Genomic DNA, 20,806 nt, shown 5'->3' with positions numbered 1-20,806 from the left:
TCAAGCGGCTCGGCTGACCAGGGGCACCGGGCGGGGGAAGGGACAGGGGCTTCGGAGCCTGAGGAACAGGGGCTTCGGAGCCTGGGGGCTTCTGGCGCCACGGGTTCCGAGGACCGCGGACCCCGAAGGGCTGAGGCTTCCCGGGCGGGAGCGCGAGGGCCGGGACTTCGGGCGCCGGGGCCGGGGCTTCGGGCGCGACGGACGGGGTTTCGGGCGTGTGGGCCGGGGACCGAGGGCCGAGCGCTTGGGCGGTCGGCATCCGGGGGCGTCGTACCGGGTCACACGGGGGTTTCGGTCCGCTCCTGGCCCTGGGGCGCGCCGCTGCCGCCACCCGCGACCACGCTGCCCTTGACCGGGCGGGAGCGGTACTGGAGGTGGCCCGCCCACAGGGTCCCGAGGAGACCGGCGGCGGCGAGCGCCGCTCCGACCCAGGCCACCGAGGCGAAGCCGAACCCGGCGTTGATGGTCATGCCGCCCAGGGCCGGCGCGAGCGTGTTGCCGACGTTGAAGGCCGAGGTGTTGGTGGCGCCGACCAGGGTCGGCGCGCCGGGTGCGACGACGAACACCCGGGACTGCAGGATCGGGTTGGTGACGTATCCCGCCATACCGAGGACGAAGATCAGGACCACGGTGACGACGGTGTTCTCCGCCAGGACGGCGAGCAGCGCCGACGTCACGGCGAGGACGCCGGTGCCGAGCGCGAGCGTGCGGATCGGGTACGCCTCCGCGGTCCTGCCGCCGATGACCATGCCGAGCAGGCCGCCGACGCCGAACAGCGCCAGCAGCACGGGCACCCAGCCGTCGGCCAGTCCGGTGACGTCGGTGAGCAGGGAGGCGAGGTAGCTGAAGGTGACGATGACGGCGCCGAAGGAGAACGCCGTCACCGCGTACGAGAGCCACAGCTGCGGCCGGGCCATCGCCCGCAGTTCGGCGCGGACGGTACGCGTCTCCTCCGCGGATCCCCGCCCGCCGGGAATGGCGAACACCGAGCAGGCGAGGCTGACGAGGGTGAGCAGGGCCACGCCCCAGAAGGCCGCGCGCCAGCCGGCGAACTGGCTGAGCACCGTGCCCGCGGGAACGCCGATGATGGTGGCGAGGGTGAGTCCGCTGGCGACGACCGCGACCGCCTTGCCCTTGGCGTTCGCCGGGACGAGGGCGACGGCGGTGGCCACGGCGACACCCCAGAAGCCCGCGTAGGCGAGGGCGCTGATGACACGCGTGGCGAACAGGACTCCGTAGCCCGGGGCGAGGGCGCCGACGATGTGCGCGGCGATGAAGGCGGCCTGCAGGGCGACCAGGGCGGTGCGGCGGGGCCACTTGAGCGTGGCGACCGCGAGGAGCGGCGCCCCGACGACCATGCCTATGGCGAACGCCGAGATCAGCAGCCCGGCATCGGGGATGGAGACACCCAGGTCATCGGCCAGATTGGGGAGCAGTCCGGAGAGCATGAACTCCGATGTGCCTTGGGTGAAGATTCCCAAGCCGAGGATATAGACGGCAAGGGGCATGGAATGCCTCCAAATGCGGGGATGCGGACCGGTGTTGCGTCCGGTCGAGAGCGGAAGGGCGTCCTCGGCAGCGACGCTAGCACATTACGGAGCGACTGCTTCAAAACTCGGGAACGATGAGACGCTCCCGAAGTGGCAGCTCAGTTGCGCCAGTTGTCAGGAGCGTTCAGCCGCCACAGCAGCAGCGCCGTGTAGGCCCGCTGCCGCTGCGCGGGGTCGCTCAGCGACGTGCCCAGGGCACGCTCGGCCCTCGCCACCCGGTGGGCGACGGAACTGTGGTGCAGACACAGGAGCTTGGCCGCCTCCCGCAGCGACCGGGTGCGGCAGACGGTCTCCAGGGTCGCCAGCATCTGCGCCCCGTCCGGCTCGGCTTCCAGGCGGGCGAGCGCCGCCACGTCCGGGTGCGCGAGCGCCGCGTCCCGGGGTATGTCGGCCAGAAGGGCCTCGGCCCCGAGCTCCGCCGCGTCCGCCAGCCGCGGCCAGGTCGGGCCCAGTCCCGCGAACCGCGCGGCGCGCCGGGCCGCGGCCCACGACTCCGGCAGCCGCTCGGGGGCGACCGCCGGGCCCAGGCCGACGGCCACGCCGCGGGGCACCGGGGCCGGGCGCCGGGCGGCGCCGGCCGCGGGCAGCAGGAGGACGCCGACCGTGGGCCACAGCACCGCCTGGGGCGCCGGACCGCCCGCCCGTGTCGGCGGCGCGAGCAGGCCCGCGGCGCAGGCGCGCAACGCATCGGGCAGGGCGGCGGGTTCGGCGACGACCACGGCGGCGGCCCGCATCGGGCCGGCCAGGGCAAGCCCGAGCAGGTACAGCGCGCGGGACCGCTGGGCCTCGGGCATCGCGGACGACAGCACCGCCTGGACGAGCGCCGGGTCCCCGAGTCCGCCCGGCCGCCACAGGTCGTCGTACGGCCCGGGAACGGCCGGCCCATCGGGCACCGGACCCACCTCGGTGCCGGCCTCCCAGTCCCATGGGGGATCTGCGAGGTCCCATGCGGGATCGGCGACGCGTTCGGACGCCGGACCGGCCGCCAGGCCCCACACGGCGTCCACGGGGAATCCGGCGGGGGCGCCGGCAGGCGGCCCGGCTGGGAGTCCGACAGATGGGCCGGCGGAAAGCCCGGCGGAGAGCTCTGCGGACGGCCCGGCGGAGGTCCCCCCAGACGGTCCGGCGGCAAGCCTGGCAGAAAGCCCGGCAGGCGACTCCGGCGGATGGCACTGACCCGCAGCGGGACCCGCCGGACACCCGTGGCCGGAAACGGAACCCGCCGGACAACCCCGACCGCCGGACGGCCCCGCCGGACGACCGTGACCGGCAGAGGGCCTCAGCCCGTACCCCTGACCGGCAGCGGGGTCCGGAGCCGCGCAGGAGCCCGGAGCCGCGCAGGGACCCGGCAGCGGGCCTTGCCCGGAGGCCGTGGCGGAGGCCGGCGGCGAGTTCCGGCCAGGTTCCGCCGCGGAGCGCCCGGCGGACGGCTGCGATGGGTTCGGCATCAGTTCGTACACCCGCGCAGGCTAGATCCGGGGCCCGCGCCGGCACCCTCCCCGCGGGACACTCCGTCAGGTCGGCACACCAATCGGCGGTCCGGGCGCCCCAAGTCGCGACAGATGTCGGCGGCGAACTCCCTTGCCCGCAGGACACGATGACCCCATGAGTGACGCCACCAGCAAAGACGCCACGCCCGCCCCCACCCGTATGACGCTCCGCCCCGATCTGGCCCCGCTCGTCGGGGAGATCCCCTACCTCGATGTCGCCCGGCCGGAAGTCGCCCGCCGCACCCTCAAGGACCTCGAGGCCCAGTGGGAGCCGGCCGACACGAGTGCCCTCACGGTCACCGAGCGGCTCATCCCCGGCCCCGAGGGGGCGCCTGACGTCACCGTACGCATCTACACCCCCAAGACGGCCGGTCCGCACGGCGGCCTGCTGTGGATCCACGGCGGCGGCTTCGTGATGGGCAGCCTGGAGACCGAGCACAACCAGTGCGTGTGGTTCGCCTCGCGCGCGAACGTCGTCGTGGTGAGCGTCCAGTACCGGCTGGCGCCCGAGAACCCCTTCCCCGCGGGCGCGGAGGACTGCTACGCGGCCCTGCGGTGGCTGGACGCCCACACCGAGGAGCTGGGGGTCGACCCCGCGCGCCTGGGTGTCGCGGGCTGCAGCGCGGGCGGTGCCCTCGCCGCCTCCGTCGCCCTGATGGCACGTGACCGCAAGGGCCCCGGCCTCGTCCTCCAGCTGCTCACCTACCCCGTGACCGACGACCGCATGGACACTCCGTCCGCGCGGAGCTTCCACGACACCCCCGTCTGGTCCACGCCCCAGTCCGAGGCGATGTGGCGCCATTACCTCGGCGAAGGGCACGAGGGGCGGGAGACCTCGCCGTACGCGGCGCCGAACCGCGCCGACGACCTCGGCGGACTCCCCGCCGCGCACATCGTGACGGCCCAGTACGACCCGCTGCGCGACGAGGGCCTGGGTTACGGCCGGCGGCTGCTGGAGGCGGGCGTCCCCGTCACGCTCCACCAGTGGGCCGGTGCCTTCCACATCTTCGACTCCTTCGGCACCGAGTCCGGTCAGCGGTCGATCGACGAGCAAGTGCTCGCGGTCAAGGAGGCGTTGGGCGGCTGACCGATCCGCCTAGACTCGCCTTCCGTCAGTTCCCCCGTTTTCCTCGCTCCAAGGAGGAGTCCCATGTCCGACGCATCCGGTGCCCCGCAGCGCGTCCGCGTCACCGCCGATCCCGACTGGTACGCCCCCGCCGGGATCGCGCTCGGCATCCGCGTCGGCGACTTCGTGTTCACCTCGGGGCAGGGACCGATCGACGAGAACGGCGCGACGGTCGGCAAGGGCGACTTCGAGGCCCAGGCCCGGCAGGCGCTGGCCAACCTGGCCCTCGTGTTGAAGAACGCCGGTTCCGGTCTCGACCAGGTCGTCAAGGCGACCGTGTTCGTCACCGACATCGCCCGGCACCAGGAGGCCTTCGCGCGGCTCAGGGCCGAGTACTTCGTCCCGCACACGTTCGCCGAGTCCTTCGTCCAGGTCGCCTCCCTCGCCGATCCCGACTGGCTGATCGAGATCGAGGCCGTCGCGGTGGCCGGATGATCCGGCCCCGAGTTTCCGTGCGCTCGCTCCAAAATACGTAGAATGCGGGTATGGCCAGGCCAAGGAAGTTCGACGAGACGCACGCCCTCACCGCCGCCATGGAAACCTTCTGGCGGCGGGGGTACGAGGCCACCTCGACCCGGAACCTCTCCGACTCGACCGGCCTCGGTCAGTCGAGCCTGTACAACACCTTCGGTGACAAGCGGGAGTTGTACCTGCGGGCCCTGCGCCACTACTACGAGACGCACACCGCCGAGCAGACCGCGCTCCTTGACCGGCCCGGCCCGGTCAAGGAGCGGCTGCGGGACCTGATGGTCCACGCCGTCGACACCGACCTGGCGGACCCCGAGGCCTCCGGGTGCTTCACCATCAACGCGTCGGTGGAGAAAGCCGATTCGGACGACGAGGTCCGCGAGGAGGTCCGCCGGCACTTCACCACGGTGGAGCGGGCGCTGACCGAGACCATCGCGCGGGGGCAGCGTTCCGGCGAGATCTCCCCGGAGCGGAGCGCCGGGACGCTCGCCCGCCAGATCCTCAGCACGTACTACGGACTGCGCGTGCTCGCCCGCATCCAGAAGGACAGGGACGCCCTGCTCGGCATCGTGGAAAGCACCGTCTCCGCCCTCTGACCGGCGCCCGCGCCGGACCGCCCTCCCGGCGGGGGCACGCGGGAGCCCTCCCCGCACCCGTGGGCACTTCGGGGGGCTCTCAGCCGCGAGAAGGCTCCGGTGCCCGCTCGCGGACGGCGTCGGCCGGCAGGCCGTCAGACGATCAGGACGCGGCGCCCGCGCGTGTGACCGGCCTGGCTGTCGATGTGCGCCGCCGCGGCCTCGGCGAGCGGGTACGACTTCTCGACGGGGATGTGGAGCCTGCCGCGCGAGAGGAGACGGACGGTCTCGGCGAGCGCGTCCGGGACGCTGCCCGCCACACCGGAGAACCGGACACCGTACTCCGGCGCGCCCAGGTCGGCGATGGAGACCACCCTTTGCGGATCCCCGGTCAGCTCGACGAGTTCGCGGATCACACCGGAGCCGGCCAGGTCGAGAGCGGCGTCGACGCGGCCGAGCCGCCGCACCCGCTCGGCCCAGCCCTCGCCGTACGTCGTGGCGAGGGCGCCCAGGCCGCGCAGATAGTCCTGGTTCGCGGCGCCGGCCGTGCCGATCACCGTGATGCCCCGGTCGCGGGCGATCTGCAGCACCGCCGATCCGACTCCCCCGGACGCGCCGCTGACCAGCAGCGTCTGGCCGGCCCGGACACCGGTTTCGCCGATGACGCGCAGGGCGGTCTCCATCACGGAGGGGTATCCGGCCGCCTCCTCGAACGTCAGCCCCTCGGGCATCCGGGCCCAGGCCGACAGCACGGCGAACTCGGCGTAGGTGCTCGAACCCTCGCCGAACACCCGGTCGCCGACCTCGACCCCTTCGACGCCCTCGCCGACCTCGTCCACCACCCCGGCGGCGTCCAGGCCGAGTCCGGAAGGCAACTCGATCGGATGGGTCCCCTGGAACTGGCCTTCCCGGACGCGCCAGTCGAAGGGGTTCACGCCCGCCGCCCGTACGGCGACGCGTATGCGGCCGGGGCCCGCGTGGGGCTCGTCGGCGTCGATGAGGTGCAGAACGTCGGGACCGCCGAACTCGGCGAAGCTCACCTTTTTCATGGCGGTGACCGTAGCACTAACGGTTAGCCTTTTGAAACCGTTACACCTTCGTATTTGGTAGCGTTGCGCCATGACCGCGCCGACCGGACGCCGTGAACGCAAGAAGGCCGCGACCCGCCAGAAGATCGCCGACGCCGCCCTGCGGCTCTTCCTGGAACGCGGGTACGAGGCGGTGGGCATCCGTGACGTGGCCGCCGAGGCGGACGTGGCCGTGACCACGCTGTTCGCCCACTTCCCCTCGAAAGAGGCCCTGGTGTTCGGCCACGATCAGGATTTCGAGCGGCGCCTCACCGAGGCGGTCACCGACCGGGCGCCGGGCGAGCCGCTCATCCCCGCGCTGCGCCGCGAGGTCCAGGCCTTGGTGCGCCACTGCACGGGGGACGGCTCCGCCCCGATCTGGCGCCTGATCGACGCGTCGCAGACCTTGCTGGACTACGAGAAGTCGATGCGGCTGCGCCATGCGGAGTCGCTCGCGGCGGCCATCGCCGCCGATCTCGGTCTGCCGCCGGCCACGACGGCGTGCCGGACCATCGCGAGGTTCGTGATCGACGCCTACTCGCTGGCCCGGGAGGCGGCCGACCCGGAGGCCGCACTGGACGAGATCTTCCGGATGATCGAGGCGGCCTGGGCCGCCGCCCGCCCTTCGGCGGACCCCGTCGGCACGACGGAGCCGTGAACCGGAGGACACCGGCCGGCGTCTCGTGCCGGGTACGGCGGTGCCGCCTTACGACGCGGGCCCTTCCACGCGCGGCGGTCGCGTGCCGGGGTCTTCCACGACATCAGCAGGGCGCCGAGCGTCTCGGCCGGCCGCGCGCCCCGGCCGGGCCGGAGGCCCCGCAGGACGTTCAGGACCCGGCCGCCGCCCGGCTCGCCCTCGACGCCCCGGGCTCCACGACCGCCGTACGCCCCGCCTGCCGCGGCGAGGACCGGGAAGGCGCACACCGGCCGGCCTCCGCCGGCATCCCGGTGTGCGCCGCGAGCGTGGTCCGCGGGGCGGGGCTCAGGCTCCCGCGAGCCGGGGGAACAGCGCCAGCGCGTTGGTGCGGCCGATGGCCGTGCGCTGCTGGTCGTTCCAGCCCGGGAAGCGGGTGAAGCCCTCGACGTTCTCGGTGGTGTGGGAGGCCGGCATGAACGGGTAGTCGCTGCCGAAGAGGATCTTGTCGGGGGCGGCCAGCTCGGTCAGCGCGGGCAGCGCGAACGAGGTGGCGGACATGGCGATGTCGTAGTAGATGCCGCGCAGTTGGCCGATCACGTCGGCGGGGGCGCGGTCGGTGAGGTACTTGCCGATGGTCGGCCCGTAGGTGAGGCGCTGGGCGAGGAAGGGCAGGGTGCCGCCCGCGTGGGAGACGATGAGCTTGAGGTGCGGAAGGCGTCCGAGCACCCCGTTGAAGAGCAGGCTGACCACGGTACGGGTGGTCTCGAAGGTGAACTCGTACAGCGACGGCGGCAGATCGAAGGTCGCCAGGTCCTTGGCGGGCGGTGTGCCCGGGTGGACGTGCACCGGCAGTCCCCGCTCGGCGATCTCCGCGAGCAGCGGCTCGAACTCGGGATCGCCGAGGTAACGGTTTCCGTAGCTGGTCAGCAGCCCGACCCCGTCCAGCCCCAGTTCGTCGATGGCGTAGGCAAGTTCGTCCTTGGCGGCGGCGACGTCGGGGAGCGGGAGGATGGCGAAGGCACCGAAGCGGTCGGGGTGGGCGGCCACGATCTGGGCGAAGAACTCGTTGACCTGACGGGCCAGCCGGCGGGCCTCGTCGCCTTCGGCGAAGGTGACCCCGGGGGCGGTGATGGACAGCACGGCGGCGGCGATGGAGTGACGGTCCATCACGTCGAGGCTGGCCTCGGCGCTCCAGGTGGGGTAGTCGACACCGGGGATGGCGACACGGTCGCCCAGCGCCTTGGCGTAGGCCGGCGGGATCGCGTGGTGGTGGACGTCGATGAGACCGGTCGGCTGTTGCGTCATGATGGGTGTCTCCGTGGATCGGTGGAACGTCAGGAGTGCTCGTGGGCGTCGGCCGAGGGCGGGACGGAGGCCAGCTCGATGCCGAACACGGTGCGGTAGGCGGCCAGCAACGCGGTGTCGTCGGCGAGGTGTTCCTTGCTCTTCTCCCCGCCCGTGGTCCGGGTGAGGGTGCGCCCGGCCAGCGTGACGCGGCCCTCCGCGGTGGGCAGGGTGCACACCTGCCGGGCGAGGAACGGTGAGTCCTCGCTGCTGCGCAGCCACCAGGTCATGGCGGCGAAGTCGGCCAGCTCGCGCGGGCGTTGCTCCACGCGGTACTGGAGTTCGCCCTCACGCAGCAGGTCCAGGTCGCCGTGGTCCGCCTCGACCAGCCGGAAGGTGCCCTGCGGGTCGGCCTGTTCGCCCCGCTCGGCCAGGCGCAGCGGGTGCCGGAAGGCGTTTCCGTAGCCCACGTCGGCCAGGTACGGCCCGTCGCCGTCGTCGGTCAGGACGCGCAGGGCCATGTGCCCGAGCGGCGGGGTGAAGCCGTCGTCCTCCATGACCCGGGCGGCCAGGGGTGCGACATCGAACCCGAGGCTGCGCAGCAACTCGTGGAACGCGCCGTTGAGTTCGTAGCAGCAGCCGCCGCGGTTGCGGCCGATGATCTTTTCCAGGGCGGGGGCGCCGAGGCCGATGGGCGGGCTGGGCCTGCCGTACGCGAAGTCGATGTTCTCGAACGGGACGCTGAGCACATGCCGCTCGTGCAGATGGGCCAGGGCCTTGGCGTCGGCACGTTCGGGCCGCTTGGCGCCGATGCGCTCCAGATAGGCGTCGACGGTCGCTGAGTCGAGCATCAGAGCCGCTCCTGTGCACGGTAGGAGATGCTGCGCGGTGGCGCGGTACGCAAAGGGATGTCCTCTCGACAGGTGGGTGCATCCGCATTCCAGCGGACCCGGACGGATCCCGCATCACGTGTCTGCGGGATGCCCCGACGTGAACCCCGGCCGACCGCGCGGGGCGGCCCCGCGCCGGACACGGCGCGTTTTTTAGATCAGCTGAATCAAAAAACGTGTATCGTCCACTGCGTAGTCAACGTCCGTGCGTTCCGCCCGACTTGAAAGGCTCCGCAATGCTGTCAGCCACGCGCTACCGGAAGGCGGCCCGCTGATGCCCGTCGCCGTCTTCGTCCTCGGCTTCGCGATCTTCTGTCTCAACACGACGGAGGTCATGGTGGCCGGACTGCTCCCGTCCCTCTCGGACGGACTCGACGTCTCGATCACCGCCGCGGGCAACCTGGTCACCGTCTTCGCCCTCGGCATGGTCTTCGGCGGCCCGCTGCTGACGCTGCTGCTCATGCGGGCCCCCCGCAAGACGGCGCTGGTCCTGATGATGGTGCTGTTCCTGGCGGGACAGACCCTCGGCGCCCTGGCCACCGCCTACTGGGCCATGGTGATCGCCCGCGTCGTCACGGCCCTGGCCACCGCGGCCTTCTTCGGGCTCGCCGCCTCGGTGTGCGCCAACCTGGTCTCCCCGGACAGGACCGGCCGCGCGCTGGCCATCGTCTTCGGCGGCTTCATGGTGGCCAACGTCTTCGGCCTGCCCCTCGCGACCTTCATCGACCAGCTCATGGGGTGGCGGGCCGCCTTCTGGGCCGTGGACATCCTCGTCGCGCTGTGCCTCGCGCTCGTCCTGTTCACCATCAAGCGCGCCCCCGCCCCACGAGGCCTGGACGTCCGCTCGGAACTGTCGGTCTTCCGCAGCGGCCGGCTCTGGGGTGCCTTCGCCACCAACGCCCTGCTGATCGGCGGGGTGTTCGCCACCTTCGCCTATCTCTCCCCGGTGCTGACCAAGGTGGCGGGCTTCTCCGAGGGCATCGTCCCGTTGCTGTTCGTGCTGTACGGCGTGGGTACCGTCATCGGCAACATCGTCCTCGGGCGTCTGGCCGACGCGCACACGCTGCGCGTCCTGTGGCTGGGCGGTGCGGTCCTGGCCGTGCTGCTGGGTCTGTACGCGCTCGTGGCGAGCGGCCAGGCCCTCAGTCTCGTCGCGCTGTTCCTGCTGGGCTTCACCGGGCTGCCGCTCAACCCGGCCATGGCCTCGCGCGTCATGCGCCTGTCCAACAGCGGCGCCCTGATCAACACCATGAACACGGCGGCCGTCTGCGCGGGCATCACCGTCGGTACCTGGCTGGCCGGCGTGGGCATCGACGCCTTCGGGTACCGCGCCCCGATGTGGGCCGGCGCGCTGCTCGCGCTCGGCGCGCTGGCCACCCTTCTGCTCGCGCGGATCACCGACCGGCATCACGTCGAGCACGGCCGCCCCGCCCCCGCCCCGGCGGACCTGGAGTCCGCGGCGAGTGCCTGATCACGTACCACCCACGGCGGCGGGGGGCCGGGGCTATGACGCCGCGGCCCCCCGCCCCGCCGGTCGTCGCGCCGCGGCCTGCCCCCCTCGAGTTTTTGCGCGACCGATCCAATACGGCTAGGTTGCTTTCATGGGGAGGCCCAGGAAGTTCGACGAGACGCGCGCCCTCACCGCGGTCATGCACACGTTCTGGCAGCGTGGGTACGAGGCGACCTCCACCCGCGACCTGGCCGAATCCACCGGCATGGGCCTGTCGAGCCTGTCCAACGCCTTCGGCGACAAGCGCCAGTTGTACCTGCGCGCGCTGCGCCGCTACTACGAGACGAACACCGCCGTGCAGACAGAGCTGCTGCGCCGGCCCGGCCCGGTCAAGGACCGCGTTCGCGCCCTGATGACGCAGGCGATCGACATCGACCTCGCGAACCCGCCCTCCTCGGGCTGCCTCATCATGAACGCCTCGATGGAGATGGCCAACACCGACCCCGAGGTGGCGCAGGAGGTGCGGCGCCACTTCACCACCGTCGAAGAAGCGGTGCGCTCCGCGCTCGCCGAAGGGCAGGACAGCGGAGAGATCACCCGGGACCAGGATGCCGGCACGCTGGCCCACCACGTCCTCTCCGCCTATTACGGGCTGCGCGTGCTCGCGCGCGTGCGGCCCGACCGTACGGCCCTGACGAACGTGGTGGAGACCTTGCTGGCCAAGCTGTGACCCGCCGTGCCCCGCGGGCGGGCCGGTCCGGGCGCCGGAACCGGAACCTGACGGACTGACCGTCGCGGCGTTGCCGCCCCCGGGTCCGCCGGAAAGAGTCTTCCGGTGACCTACACCATCGCAGCCGACCGGTACACCCGCCCGAACTCCCCCGCCACCCCCACGGGTGGCCTCTCCCGGCGCACGGCCGCGGTCCACCCCGGCTGGGCGAGCCTGACCCCCGCCGAGCTGCGGGTGGCCCGCCTGGTGGCCGAGGGACTGACCAACCGCGCCGTGGCCCAGCGTCTGTGCATCTCCCCGCACACGGTCGACAGCCATCTGCGGCACGCCTTCGCCAAGCTGGGCATCTCCAGCCGCGTCGCCCTGGCCCGGCTCACTCTGATCCACGACCACATCAGGGCGGACGAACCGGCCGACCGCTAGCCCCTGCCGTCCAGCCCCTGTGGTCCCCGGCAGCCCCGGGCCTTCCGGGCGGCGTGCGCGACGAGGCGCCCGCCGACGCACCCGGAAGGCATCCGGCCATCGGCACGGTTTCCTCAACTCACCTTACTCCAGGGGTAGTTGAGAGGGACCGGGCTCGACCCCACCCCCTTCCCCGTACGTGACAGACTACGCGTCGCGGCGTTGCCGAACCGCACACACGTCCCGGACAGTGGTGTCCACAGCGGGGCGCTCCCGAGACACACGCCGGCGCCCCACCCCCACCATCCCGGCCTCAGCGCCGTACACGAGCCGCTGCCGGATGAAACACCGGGCGGTGAACCGGGCCGGTGCCCGTGTGCCCTGTGTTGTTTCGCGAACGATCACGCCCACCATCAGCCGGAGACGCTCCGGCGCGCTCTGCCGAGGGAAACTGATGATCGACGTTGAGTCCCACCTCCGGTCCCTGCCCGCTCTCCAGCAGCCCGACTGGTCCGACCACCCCGACCTCGCCGGCGTCCGCACCCACCTGGCCCGCATGCCCGCCCTGGTGGACCTGGAGTCGGTACGCCGTCTGCACGCGCTGCTGGCCGAGGCCGCCGCGGGACACCTCCAGGTGGTCCAGTCCGGCGACTGCGCCGAGGACCCCGCCGAGGCCACCCCCGAGGACGTCGCCCGCAAGACCGCGCTGCTGGACATGCTCGCGGGGACGATGAAGCTCGCCTCCGGCAAGCCGGTCCTGCGGGTCGGCCGGATCGCCGGCCAGTTCGGCAAGCCCCGCTCCAACCCGACCGAGACCGTGCACGGGGTCGAACTGCCCGTCTACCGCGGCCACATGGTCAACCGCCCCGAGCCGGACGCCGAGCTGCGCCGCCCCGACCCGGGTCATCTGCTCACCGGCTACCGCGCCGCCAGCGACACCATGCACTACCTGGGCTGGCTCGGCTCGGCGGGGCGCCGCCCGGAGTTCGGCGCTCCGGTGTGGACCAGCCACGAGGCGCTGCTGCTCGACTACGAACTGCCCCTGCTGCGGCGGGAGCCCGACGGCACACTGCTGCTGACCTCCACCCACTGGCCGTGGGTGGGCGAGCGCACCCGCCGGCCGGACGGCGCGCACATCGCGCTGCTGGCCGCCGTGTCCAACCCGGTGGCCGTCAAGGTCGGGCCGAGCATGACGCCCGAGGACGTCCTGGCCCTGTGCGAGAAGCTGGACCCCCACCACCGCCCGGGCCGGCTCACGCTGATCTCGCGCATGGGCGCCCAGAACGCGGCCGAGAAGCTGCCGGCGCTGGTCGAGGCGGTCGCCCGTGAGGGCCATCCGGTGCTGTGGCTGTCGGACCCGATGCACGGCAACACCGTCACCGGCCCCGAGGGCCTGAAGACCCGCCTGGTCAAGACCGTGGTGCAGGAGATCCGCGCGTTCCAGGAGGCGGTCCGCGCGAACGGCGGCGTCGCGGCCGGCCTGCACCTGGAGACGACGCCCGAGGCGGTCACCGAGTGCGTCTCGCACGACATCAGCCTGGAGCGCATCGGCGACAAGTACCTCAGCTTCTGCGACCCGCGCCTGAACCCGCGCCAGGCCGTCGAGGCGGCCTCGGCCTGGCGGGGCTGAACCCCGCTCCGCCCACCGTTTCCCACCGACACCCATCACGTACGGAGGTTCGGACCGTGCAAGAAACCCTCGCCCTGGTGACCGGGGCGGCCGGCGGCATCGGAGAGGCCGTGACCCGGCTGCTGGCCGAGCAGGGCACCACGGTGGCGGCCGTGGACCGCGACGCCGAACGGCTGGCCGAGACGGCCGCCCTGCTGCGCAAGGAGGGCCTCGCGGTGACCGAGTTCGCCGCCGACGTCACCTCCAGCAGTGCCGTGGAGCGGCTCGTGGAGGAGGTCGAGACCCGGCTCGGGCCCGTGCACCAGCTGGTCAACGCCGCGGGTGTGCTCCGCCTCGGCCCGGCGCACACCCTGACCGACGAGGACTGGACCGCCACCCTCTCCGTCAACGCCACCGGTGTGTTCCACATGTCGCGGGCCGTGGTCGCCCGCATGATCCGGCGCCGCGCCGGCGCCGTGGTCACCGTGGCCTCGAACGCGGCCGGCACGGCCCGCGCCGAGATGGCGGCCTACGCGGCGTCCAAGGCCGCCGCCACCGCGTTCACCAAGTGCCTGGGCCTCGAAGTGGCGTCGTACGGCATCCGCTGCAACGTGGTGGCCCCCGGCTCCACCGACACCCCGATGCTGCGCGGCATGCACACCGCCGAGACCGCCGCCCAGGCCTCCGTGGCGGGCCGCCCGGACCAGTACCGGGTGGGCATCCCGCTGGGCAAGGTCGCCCTGCCCGAGGACATCGCCCGGGCCGTCGCGTTCCTGCTCTCCGACGACGCGGGCCACATCACGATGCACGAACTGACCGTGGACGGCGGAGCCACCCTCGGTGTCTGACGACGAAAGGAACCACCGTACGATGCCCGGCCTTCCCCCTGTCGAGCCCTACCCCATGCCCACCGCCGAGGAGTTGCCGGAGAACACCGTCGACTGGCGGGTGGACCCGCGGCGCGCGGTGCTGCTGCTGCACGACATGCAGGAGTACTTCCTCAAGCCGTTCCCCCGCGACACCGCCCTCGGCCGGGACCTGGTGGACAACACCGCGCGTCTGCGCACGGCCTGCAAGGCGCTGGGCGTGCCCGTCGCCTACACCGCGCAGCCCGGCAGCATGACCCCGGAACAGCGCGGCCTGCTCGCGGACTTCTGGGGGCCGGGCATGCGGGCCACGCCCGAGCACCGCAAGGTGGTCTCCCCGCTGGAGCCGGACGACGGCGACTGGACCTTCACCAAGTGGCGCTACAGCGCCTTCTTCAAGTCCGACCTGCTGGAGCGGATGCGCGCCGGCGGGCGTGACCAGCTGATCGTCTGCGGCGTGTACGCACACGTGGGCGTGCTGATGACCGCGGTGGAGGCGTACACGAACGACATCCAGACGTTCCTGGTGGCCGACGCGGTCGCCGACTTCTCCGCCCACTACCACCGGCTGGCCCTCACCTACGCCGCCGAGCGGGCCGCGAAGGTCGTGACGTCCCAGGCGGTAGTGACCGAACTCGACGCGGCCACCGCGGCGGCCCGCTGACGGCCTTCGCCGGCGAAAGGAACCACACCATGGCAAGAACCGGGGACGCACAGCGCCTGCTGGCGCGCATCCTCGACGGGTCGGCGGGGGCGTTCGCGCTGCTGCGCCGTCCCGAGGCGGCGGGACCGGACACCCTGGAGCTGCTGACCGGCGCGGTGACGCGGGCCGAGACGCTCGCCGACCTGGAGCTTCAGGAGTCGGCGGGCACCGGCGCCCACCAGGAGCTGCTGGCGCTCATCCCCTACCGGCAGCTGTCCGAACGCGGTTTCGCCGCCCCCGACGACGGCACCCCGCTGCTGGCGATGCGCATCGACGAGCAGGCCTCGCTGCCGCTGCGCCAGACGCTCGCGCTGCTGCCCGACCATCCGGTGAAGATGACCGAGGAGCGCTTCGACGTCGACGACGACGCCTACGCCGAGACCGTGCGCCGGGTCGTCGCCGACGAGATCGGCACCGGCGAGGGCGCCAACTTCGTGATGAAGCGGTCCTTCACCGCTCTGCTGCCCGACTTCGACAGCGCCGACGCCCTGTCGTTCTTCCGCCGGCTGGTGGAGCGGGAAGCGGGCGCGTACTGGACCTTCCTGATCCACACCGGCGAGCGCACGCTGGTGGGCGCCACGCCCGAACGGCACATCAGCGTCCACGACGGCAACGCCGTGATGAACCCCATCAGCGGCACCTACCGCTACCCGCCCTCCGGCCCCGATCTGAACGGTGTGCTGGACTTCCTCGCCGACGAGAAGGAAGCCGACGAGCTGTACATGGTCGTCGACGAGGAACTGAAGATGATGGGCCGGATCTGCCCCGGGGGCGGCCGCGTGCGGGGCCCGTACCTGAAGGAGATGGCGCGCCTCGCGCACACCGAGTACTTCATCGAGGGCCGCACCGAGCGCGATGTGCGCGACATCCTGCGCGAGACCCTGTTCGCGCCGACGGTGACCGGCTCCCCGCTGGAGAGCGCGGCCCGGGTCATCAGCCGCTACGAGCCGCAGGGACGCGGCTACTACAGCGGTGTGGCCGCCTTGATCGGCCGCGACGCGGCCGGCGGGCGCACGCTGGACTCCTCGATCCTGATCCGCACCGCCGACATCGACGCGGACGGACGGATGCGCATCGGGGTGGGGGCGACCCTCGTACGCCACTCCGACCCCGCCTCCGAGGTACAGGAGACGCGCGCCAAGGCCGCGGGCCTGCTGGCCGCGCTCGGGGACGCCGAGCCCACCCGGTACGGTTCCCATCCGGCGGTGCGCGAGGCGCTGGACTCCCGCAACGACGGCATCGCCCGGTTCTGGCTCCAGGAGCCGGCCGGACCGGGTGGATCCGGCGGGCCGCTGGCCGGGCGCAAGGTGCTGATCGTCGACGCCGAGGACACCTTCACGGAGATGATCGCCCATCAGATCCGTTCGCTGGGCTGCGAGGTGGTGGTGCGGCGCTTCGACGAGCCGTACGACTTCGACGCGCACGACCTGGTGGTGATGGGCCCGGGGCCGGGCGACCCGCGGGAGGCGGCGCACCCGAAGATCGCCCATCTGCGGGCGGCGGTGGCCCAACTCCTGGAGGAGAAGCGGCCGTTCCTCGCGGTGTGCCTGAGCCATCAGGTGCTGAGCATGCTGCTCGGCCTGGACCTGCTGCGCCGCCCGGCGCCCAACCAGGGCGCCCAGCACGTGATCGACTTCTTCGGCCGCACCGAGCGGGTCGGTTTCTACAACACCTTCGCCGCCCACAGCGACTCCGGCCGCTTCGCGCACCCGGAGTACGGAACGGTCGAGGTGAGCCGGGACGCGGCGACGGGCGAGGTGCACGCGCTGCGCGCCCGGGGCTTCGCCTCGATGCAGTTCCACGCCGAGTCCGTGCTGACCGTGGACGGGCCGCGCATCATCGGCTCGCTCCTGGCGGAGGTGGCCGGCACATGCACGCGGTGATCGTCTGGTGGGACCTGAGCCGCTCCCGGCAGACCATCGGGTCCCTGCGCGACTTCCTCCGCGACGAGGCGGTGGACCGCTTCTCCCGGACGCCCGGACTGCGGCTGAAGTTCTGGATCGCGGACGAGGCCACCGACCGGTGGGGGGCGGTGCTGCTGTGGGAGTCGCGCGAGGCGGCCACGGCTCCCCTGCCGAACCGGGCCGCGGAGCTGATCGGTTACCCGCCCACCGAGCGGCACGCCTTCGACGTGGAGGCCACCGTGGAGGGGGACTTCGCCCTCGCCGCGCTCTCCGGCCGGGGCCTGGCGCTCACCCGGGCCGCCGGCTGACCGGCCTCGGCTCCGCACATTCACAAGGCCGCACACAGCACCCGGGCCGGGACCTCCCGCTCAGGCGCCGGCACGGCCGGCCCACGAGGACGGTCCCCGGAACCCGCCCGTCCCGCCGGGTCTTCCCCCCTCCCCGGCGGCGGGCGGGAACCTCCCGTCGCCGCGGGACCCGTGACCGGGCCCCGCGGCGACGCGGGAGCGGGCTCGTACGGTACGGCTCCTCCGGGTGCCTCCGTGCGGCAAGGCCCTGTCGGGCCTCCGCCCCGCGAGTCTCCCGGCCCCTACGCCCCGACGCGTGTGACCCGGGCCCTGCGAGCCTCCTCCCGCGCGCGTGGCCCGAACCCCGCGAGCCCTTCCCCCGACAGCACGGCCGGACCCCCGTGCCCGCCCTGCCCCGTCGTGGCTCGATGTCCCTCGATCCGAAAGGCAGCACCCCATGACAGGACCCGCGGCCATCCTGATCGGCATGCCCGGCGTGGGCAAGACCTCCGTCGGGCGGGAACTGGCCGGGCTGCTGGGTGTCTCGTTCCGTGACACCGACGAGGACGTGACCCGGCTCGCGGGCCGGCCCGCACCCGAGGTGCTGCGGGAGAAGGGCGAGCCGGCCTTCCGTCTCCTCGAACACCAGGCGGTCGCCGCGGCCGTGGCCGAGCACGACGGTGTGCTCGCGCTGGGCGGCGGCGCGGTCCTGCACGAAGGCACCCGGGCCCGGCTGCTCGGGTGCCGTGTGGTGCACCTGTGGGCCGGCCTGGACACGCTGGCGTGCCGGGTCCTGGCCGACGGCGACCGGCCCCTGCTCGACGGGGACCCCCGGGCCGGGCTCGCGCTGCTGATGCGTGCCCGGCTGCCCCTGTACCGGCGGCTCGCGGTGGTGTCGGTGCGTGCCGAGGACCGCGGTCCGGGCGAGATCGCCGAAGAGATCGCCGCCCTGCTCGCCTCCGCCGCCCCGTGACCGTACGGCACCCCGCGCGCCGTGTTCCTCCGTGCCGTCGCAGACCATCAGCGCCGCTCCTGACGCCGGCCGCACTCGACAAAGGACAGCCATGACCACCGTCCCCGCGCCGCCCGAGGCGCTGTACGCCCGTGTTCCCGGCTCGAAGTCACTGACCAACAGAGCGCTCCTGCTCGCCGCCGCGGCGGAGGGGACCAGTGTGCTCACCGCTCCGCTGATCAGCGACGACACCATGGCCTTCCGTCAGGCGCTCGGCGAACTGGGCGTGCGGATCCGGTCGTCGGACGACGACGGCGCCTGGCAGGTGACCGGGCTGGGCCGCGGCCCGCGCGGCACCGGCCGTATCTGGTGCGCGGACGCGGGCACCGCCGCGCGGTTCCTGCCACCGCTGGCCGCCGCCGGCCACGGTGACTTCGTCTTCACCGGCAGCGACCAGCTCACCGCCCGCCCCGTGGCACCGCTCGCCGACGCCCTGCGCCGCCTGGGTGCCGAGGTGGACACCGGTCCGGACGGCACCCTGCCGCTGCGGGTGCGCGCCGAGGGGCTGGACGGCGGCGAGCTGGAGGTCGACGGCAGCCTCAGCAGCCAGTTCCTGAGCGGGCTGCTGATGGCGGCCCCGCTGCTGCGCGGCGGTCTGCTGCTCAAGGTGCGCGAACTGGTCAGCCGTCCCTACGTCGACATGACCATCGCGCTGATGCGGCACTTCGGCGCCGGCGTGGCCGAGGACACCCCGGGCGCCTTCGCCGTGCGACCCACCGGCTACCGGGCCGCCGACCTGCGGATCGAGCCGGACGCCTCCACCGCCTCGTACTTCCTCGCCGCCGCGGCCGTCACCGGGAGCACGGTGACCGTCCCCGGTCTGGGACACGGCAGCCTCCAGGGCGATGTGCGGTTCGCCGAGGTGCTGGAGCGGGCCGGGGCCCGGGTGCGGCGCACTGAGGACGCCGTCACGGTCACCGGAACCGGCACGCTCAGGGGCGGTTTCGCCGTCGACATGGGCGAGATCTCCGACACGTTCATGACGCTGGCGGCGATCGCCCCGCTGGCCGACGCGCCCCTGACCATCCACGGCATCGGCCACGCCCGGCTCAAGGAGTCGGACCGGATCGAGGCGGTCGCCCGGAACCTGCGCGCGCTGGGCGTGCGCACCGACACCGGCCGGGACTGGATCACCGTGCACCCCGGCAACGCCTCGCCCGCGCGGATCGCCTGTCACCGTGACCATCGCATCGCCATGGCGTTCTCGGTGCTGAATCTGCGCACGGGGAACCTCACGCTCGACGACCCCGGCTGTGTCGCCAAGACCTTCCCCGGATTCCACGAGGAGTTCCACCGGCTCTTCCCCGGGCATCCGCTGCCGGCCGGCCCGGCCCGCGCCTCCGCCTGATCCACAGAACAGCAACGCGTTTGAAAGTGAAGGGATTTGAGGATCGGAATGACACACATACTGATCGCCGGGGGCGGCATCGGCGGGCTGGCCACGGCCGTGTCCCTGGCCCGCAACGGGCATCGGGTCACCGTGCTGGAACGCCGTGACACCTTCGCCGAGATCGGTGCCGGCATCCAGCTCGGGCCCAACGCCTTCCGCGCCCTGGACCGCCTGGGCGTGGGCGAGGGCGTGCGCGAGCAGGCCGTGTTCACCGACGAACTGTGCTTCATGGACGGCACCACCGGCGAGAAGGTCGCCGGCATGGAGCTGACCCGGGACTACCGCGACCGGTTCGGCAACCCCTACGCCGTGGTGCACCGCGGCGACCTCTACCAGCCGCTGCTGACCGCCTGCCAGGGGCTGGACGCCGTGGAACTCGTCCCCGCCGCCTCGGTGGAGCGCTACGAGCAGAGCGCCACGGGCGTCACGGCGTACACCACCGACGGACGGGCCTTCCACGGCGCGGCGCTGATCGGCGCGGACGGCATCCGCTCCACGGTGCGCGCCCAGATGCTGGGCGACGGCGAACCCCGGGTGTCGGGACACACCATCTACCGGTCGGTGATACCGATCGAGAGGGTGCCCGAGGAACTGCGCTGGAACACGGTCACCCTCTGGGCCGGCCCCAAGTGGCACTTCGTGCACTACATCATCGGCGGCGGCCGGTACCTCAATCTCGCCGTCACCCGCGACAACGGCGCCACGGTGCCGGTGGCCGGACGCGAGGCCGACCGCGCCCATGTGCTCGGCCAGTTCCCCGGCATCGGCACGACCGCCCGGCGGCTGCTCGAACTCGGGGAGGGGTGGCGCGAATGGGTGCTGTGCGACCGTGACCCCGTCCCGGGCTGGACCGAGGGGCGGGTCGCGCTGCTCGGTGACGCCGCGCACCCCATGTTGCAGTACGCGGCCCAGGGTGCCTGCCAGGCCCTGGAGGACGCGGTGGTGCTCGGCGAGGTGACCGAGACCGCGCGGGAGGACGAGCTGGTGCAGCGCCTGGAGAAGTACAACGCCCTGCGCCGGGAACGCGCGGGACGGACCCAGCTCATCGCCCGCCGCATGGGCAGCGAGCTGTACCACCCGGCGGGCGAGCGGGCGAAGGAGCGCAACGCGATGCTCTCCGCCCTGTCTCAGCGGGACATGTACGAGAAGGTCTCCTGGCTGCACGGCGACCGGGCCTTCACCGACAGCGGCACCGGAGGAGAACGTTGAGCACGCTGCGCTGGCTGACCGCGGGAGAATCACACGGCCCCGCGCTCGTGGCCACGCTGGAGGGTCTTCCCGCCGGCGTGCCGATCACCACGGAGATGGTGGCGGACCACCTGGCGCGGCGGCGGCTCGGCTATGGCCGTGGTGCGCGGATGAAGTT

21 protein-coding genes are annotated in these 20,806 nt (G+C 72.8%); 16 read left to right on the top strand and 5 right to left on the bottom strand.

Annotation, left to right across the window (positions count from 1 at the left end; all coding sequences use genetic code 11):
* Window positions 1-278: 278 nt before the first annotated feature.
* Both IE251_RS12545 and IE251_RS12540 read right to left on the bottom strand, forming a co-directional pair.
* Complete coding sequence (locus IE251_RS12545) at window positions 279-1,481, bottom strand: Cmx/CmrA family chloramphenicol efflux MFS transporter (RefSeq protein ID WP_267925318.1); 1,203 nt, start codon at window positions 1,479-1,481, stop codon at window positions 279-281.
* A 167-nt stretch (window positions 1,482-1,648) separates the two neighbouring features.
* Window positions 1,649-2,443, bottom strand: coding sequence for a helix-turn-helix domain-containing protein (locus tag IE251_RS12540; protein WP_189752978.1), 795 nt, complete (start codon window positions 2,441-2,443; stop codon window positions 1,649-1,651).
* Window positions 2,444-3,155: 712 nt separating this feature from the next.
* Between IE251_RS12540 and IE251_RS12535 the strand changes: the two genes are divergently transcribed.
* The 3 genes from IE251_RS12535 (at window position 3,156) to IE251_RS12525 (ending at window position 5,230) form a co-directional block, all read left to right on the top strand.
* On the top strand, window positions 3,156-4,127 hold the full coding sequence (locus IE251_RS12535) for an alpha/beta hydrolase (RefSeq protein ID WP_189752977.1): 972 nt from the start codon (window positions 3,156-3,158) through the stop codon (window positions 4,125-4,127).
* Between the two features lie 63 nt (window positions 4,128-4,190).
* Entirely contained in the window at window positions 4,191-4,601 is a 411-nt protein-coding gene (locus tag IE251_RS12530; protein ID WP_189752976.1) for a RidA family protein, read from the top strand.
* 50 nt (window positions 4,602-4,651) lie between these two features.
* Entirely contained in the window at window positions 4,652-5,230 is a 579-nt protein-coding gene (locus IE251_RS12525) for a TetR/AcrR family transcriptional regulator (RefSeq protein ID WP_189752975.1), read from the top strand.
* Between the two features lie 134 nt (window positions 5,231-5,364).
* Here IE251_RS12525 and IE251_RS12520 read toward each other — a convergent pair whose 3' ends face one another.
* Entirely contained in the window at window positions 5,365-6,258 is an 894-nt protein-coding gene (locus tag IE251_RS12520) for an NADP-dependent oxidoreductase (RefSeq protein WP_189752974.1), read from the bottom strand.
* A 70-nt stretch (window positions 6,259-6,328) separates the two neighbouring features.
* Here IE251_RS12520 and IE251_RS12515 point away from each other — a divergent pair, with 70 nt between their 5' ends.
* Window positions 6,329-6,934 (top strand): TetR/AcrR family transcriptional regulator, encoded by a 606-nt coding sequence (locus IE251_RS12515; protein ID WP_189752973.1) that lies wholly within the window; start codon window positions 6,329-6,331, stop codon window positions 6,932-6,934.
* A gap of 324 nt (window positions 6,935-7,258) precedes the next feature.
* On the opposite strand, the gene IE251_RS12510 is transcribed toward IE251_RS12515, so the two are convergent.
* Window positions 7,259-8,218 carry an amidohydrolase family protein gene (locus tag IE251_RS12510; RefSeq protein ID WP_189752972.1) on the bottom strand — a complete coding sequence of 320 codons (960 nt, stop codon included), beginning with the start codon at window positions 8,216-8,218 and terminating at the stop codon, window positions 7,259-7,261.
* Between the two features lie 29 nt (window positions 8,219-8,247).
* A complete protein-coding gene (locus tag IE251_RS12505) occupies window positions 8,248-9,048 on the bottom strand; it encodes an arylamine N-acetyltransferase family protein (RefSeq protein ID WP_189752971.1) in 801 nt (266 codons plus the stop codon).
* A gap of 313 nt (window positions 9,049-9,361) precedes the next feature.
* Here IE251_RS12505 and IE251_RS12500 point away from each other — a divergent pair, with 313 nt between their 5' ends.
* The 12 genes from IE251_RS12500 to IE251_RS12445 all read left to right on the top strand — a co-directional run.
* Window positions 9,362-10,558 (top strand): MFS transporter, encoded by a 1,197-nt coding sequence (locus IE251_RS12500; protein ID WP_189752970.1) that lies wholly within the window; start codon window positions 9,362-9,364, stop codon window positions 10,556-10,558.
* Window positions 10,559-10,688: 130 nt separating this feature from the next.
* Window positions 10,689-11,267 (top strand): TetR/AcrR family transcriptional regulator, encoded by a 579-nt coding sequence (locus IE251_RS12495; RefSeq protein WP_189752969.1) that lies wholly within the window; start codon window positions 10,689-10,691, stop codon window positions 11,265-11,267.
* A gap of 105 nt (window positions 11,268-11,372) precedes the next feature.
* On the top strand, window positions 11,373-11,690 hold the full coding sequence (locus tag IE251_RS12490; protein WP_189752968.1) for a helix-turn-helix domain-containing protein: 318 nt from the start codon (window positions 11,373-11,375) through the stop codon (window positions 11,688-11,690).
* 433 nt (window positions 11,691-12,123) lie between these two features.
* On the top strand, window positions 12,124-13,299 hold the full coding sequence (locus tag IE251_RS12485; protein WP_189752967.1) for a 3-deoxy-7-phosphoheptulonate synthase: 1,176 nt from the start codon (window positions 12,124-12,126) through the stop codon (window positions 13,297-13,299).
* A 56-nt stretch (window positions 13,300-13,355) separates the two neighbouring features.
* Window positions 13,356-14,126 (top strand): 2,3-dihydro-2,3-dihydroxybenzoate dehydrogenase, encoded by a 771-nt coding sequence (locus IE251_RS12480; RefSeq protein ID WP_189752966.1) that lies wholly within the window; start codon window positions 13,356-13,358, stop codon window positions 14,124-14,126.
* 22 nt (window positions 14,127-14,148) lie between these two features.
* Window positions 14,149-14,808, top strand: a complete 660-nt coding sequence (locus tag IE251_RS12475; RefSeq protein ID WP_189752965.1) for an isochorismatase family protein — start codon at window positions 14,149-14,151, stop codon at window positions 14,806-14,808.
* 29 nt (window positions 14,809-14,837) lie between these two features.
* Complete coding sequence (locus IE251_RS12470) at window positions 14,838-16,730, top strand: anthranilate synthase family protein (protein ID WP_189752964.1); 1,893 nt, start codon at window positions 14,838-14,840, stop codon at window positions 16,728-16,730.
* The gene (locus IE251_RS12465) at window positions 16,718-17,059 is read left to right on the top strand and encodes a hypothetical protein (RefSeq protein WP_189752963.1); all 342 of its coding nucleotides are present in this window, start codon (window positions 16,718-16,720) and stop codon (window positions 17,057-17,059) included. The genes IE251_RS12470 and IE251_RS12465 overlap by 13 nt, the downstream gene beginning before the upstream one ends.
* Window positions 17,060-17,495: 436 nt before the next feature.
* On the top strand, window positions 17,496-18,011 hold the full coding sequence (locus IE251_RS12460) for a shikimate kinase (RefSeq protein ID WP_189752962.1): 516 nt from the start codon (window positions 17,496-17,498) through the stop codon (window positions 18,009-18,011).
* Window positions 18,012-18,102: 91 nt separating this feature from the next.
* Window positions 18,103-19,398, top strand: a complete 1,296-nt coding sequence (aroA, locus tag IE251_RS12455; protein ID WP_189752961.1) for a 3-phosphoshikimate 1-carboxyvinyltransferase — start codon at window positions 18,103-18,105, stop codon at window positions 19,396-19,398.
* 48 nt (window positions 19,399-19,446) lie between these two features.
* A complete protein-coding gene (locus tag IE251_RS12450; protein WP_189752960.1) occupies window positions 19,447-20,649 on the top strand; it encodes a 3-hydroxybenzoate 6-monooxygenase in 1,203 nt (400 codons plus the stop codon).
* Window positions 20,646-20,806: chorismate synthase (locus tag IE251_RS12445; RefSeq protein ID WP_157855526.1), on the top strand; the 161-nt coding region annotated here is incomplete at its 3' end. The genes IE251_RS12450 and IE251_RS12445, both read left to right, overlap by 4 nt.

Source organism: Streptomyces eurythermus (assembly GCF_014649115.1).
GTDB classification, from domain to species: domain Bacteria; phylum Actinomycetota; class Actinomycetes; order Streptomycetales; family Streptomycetaceae; genus Streptomyces; species Streptomyces eurythermus.
The sequence above is the reverse complement of the archived record's forward strand: the minus strand, read 5'-3'. Positions and strand labels throughout refer to the sequence as shown.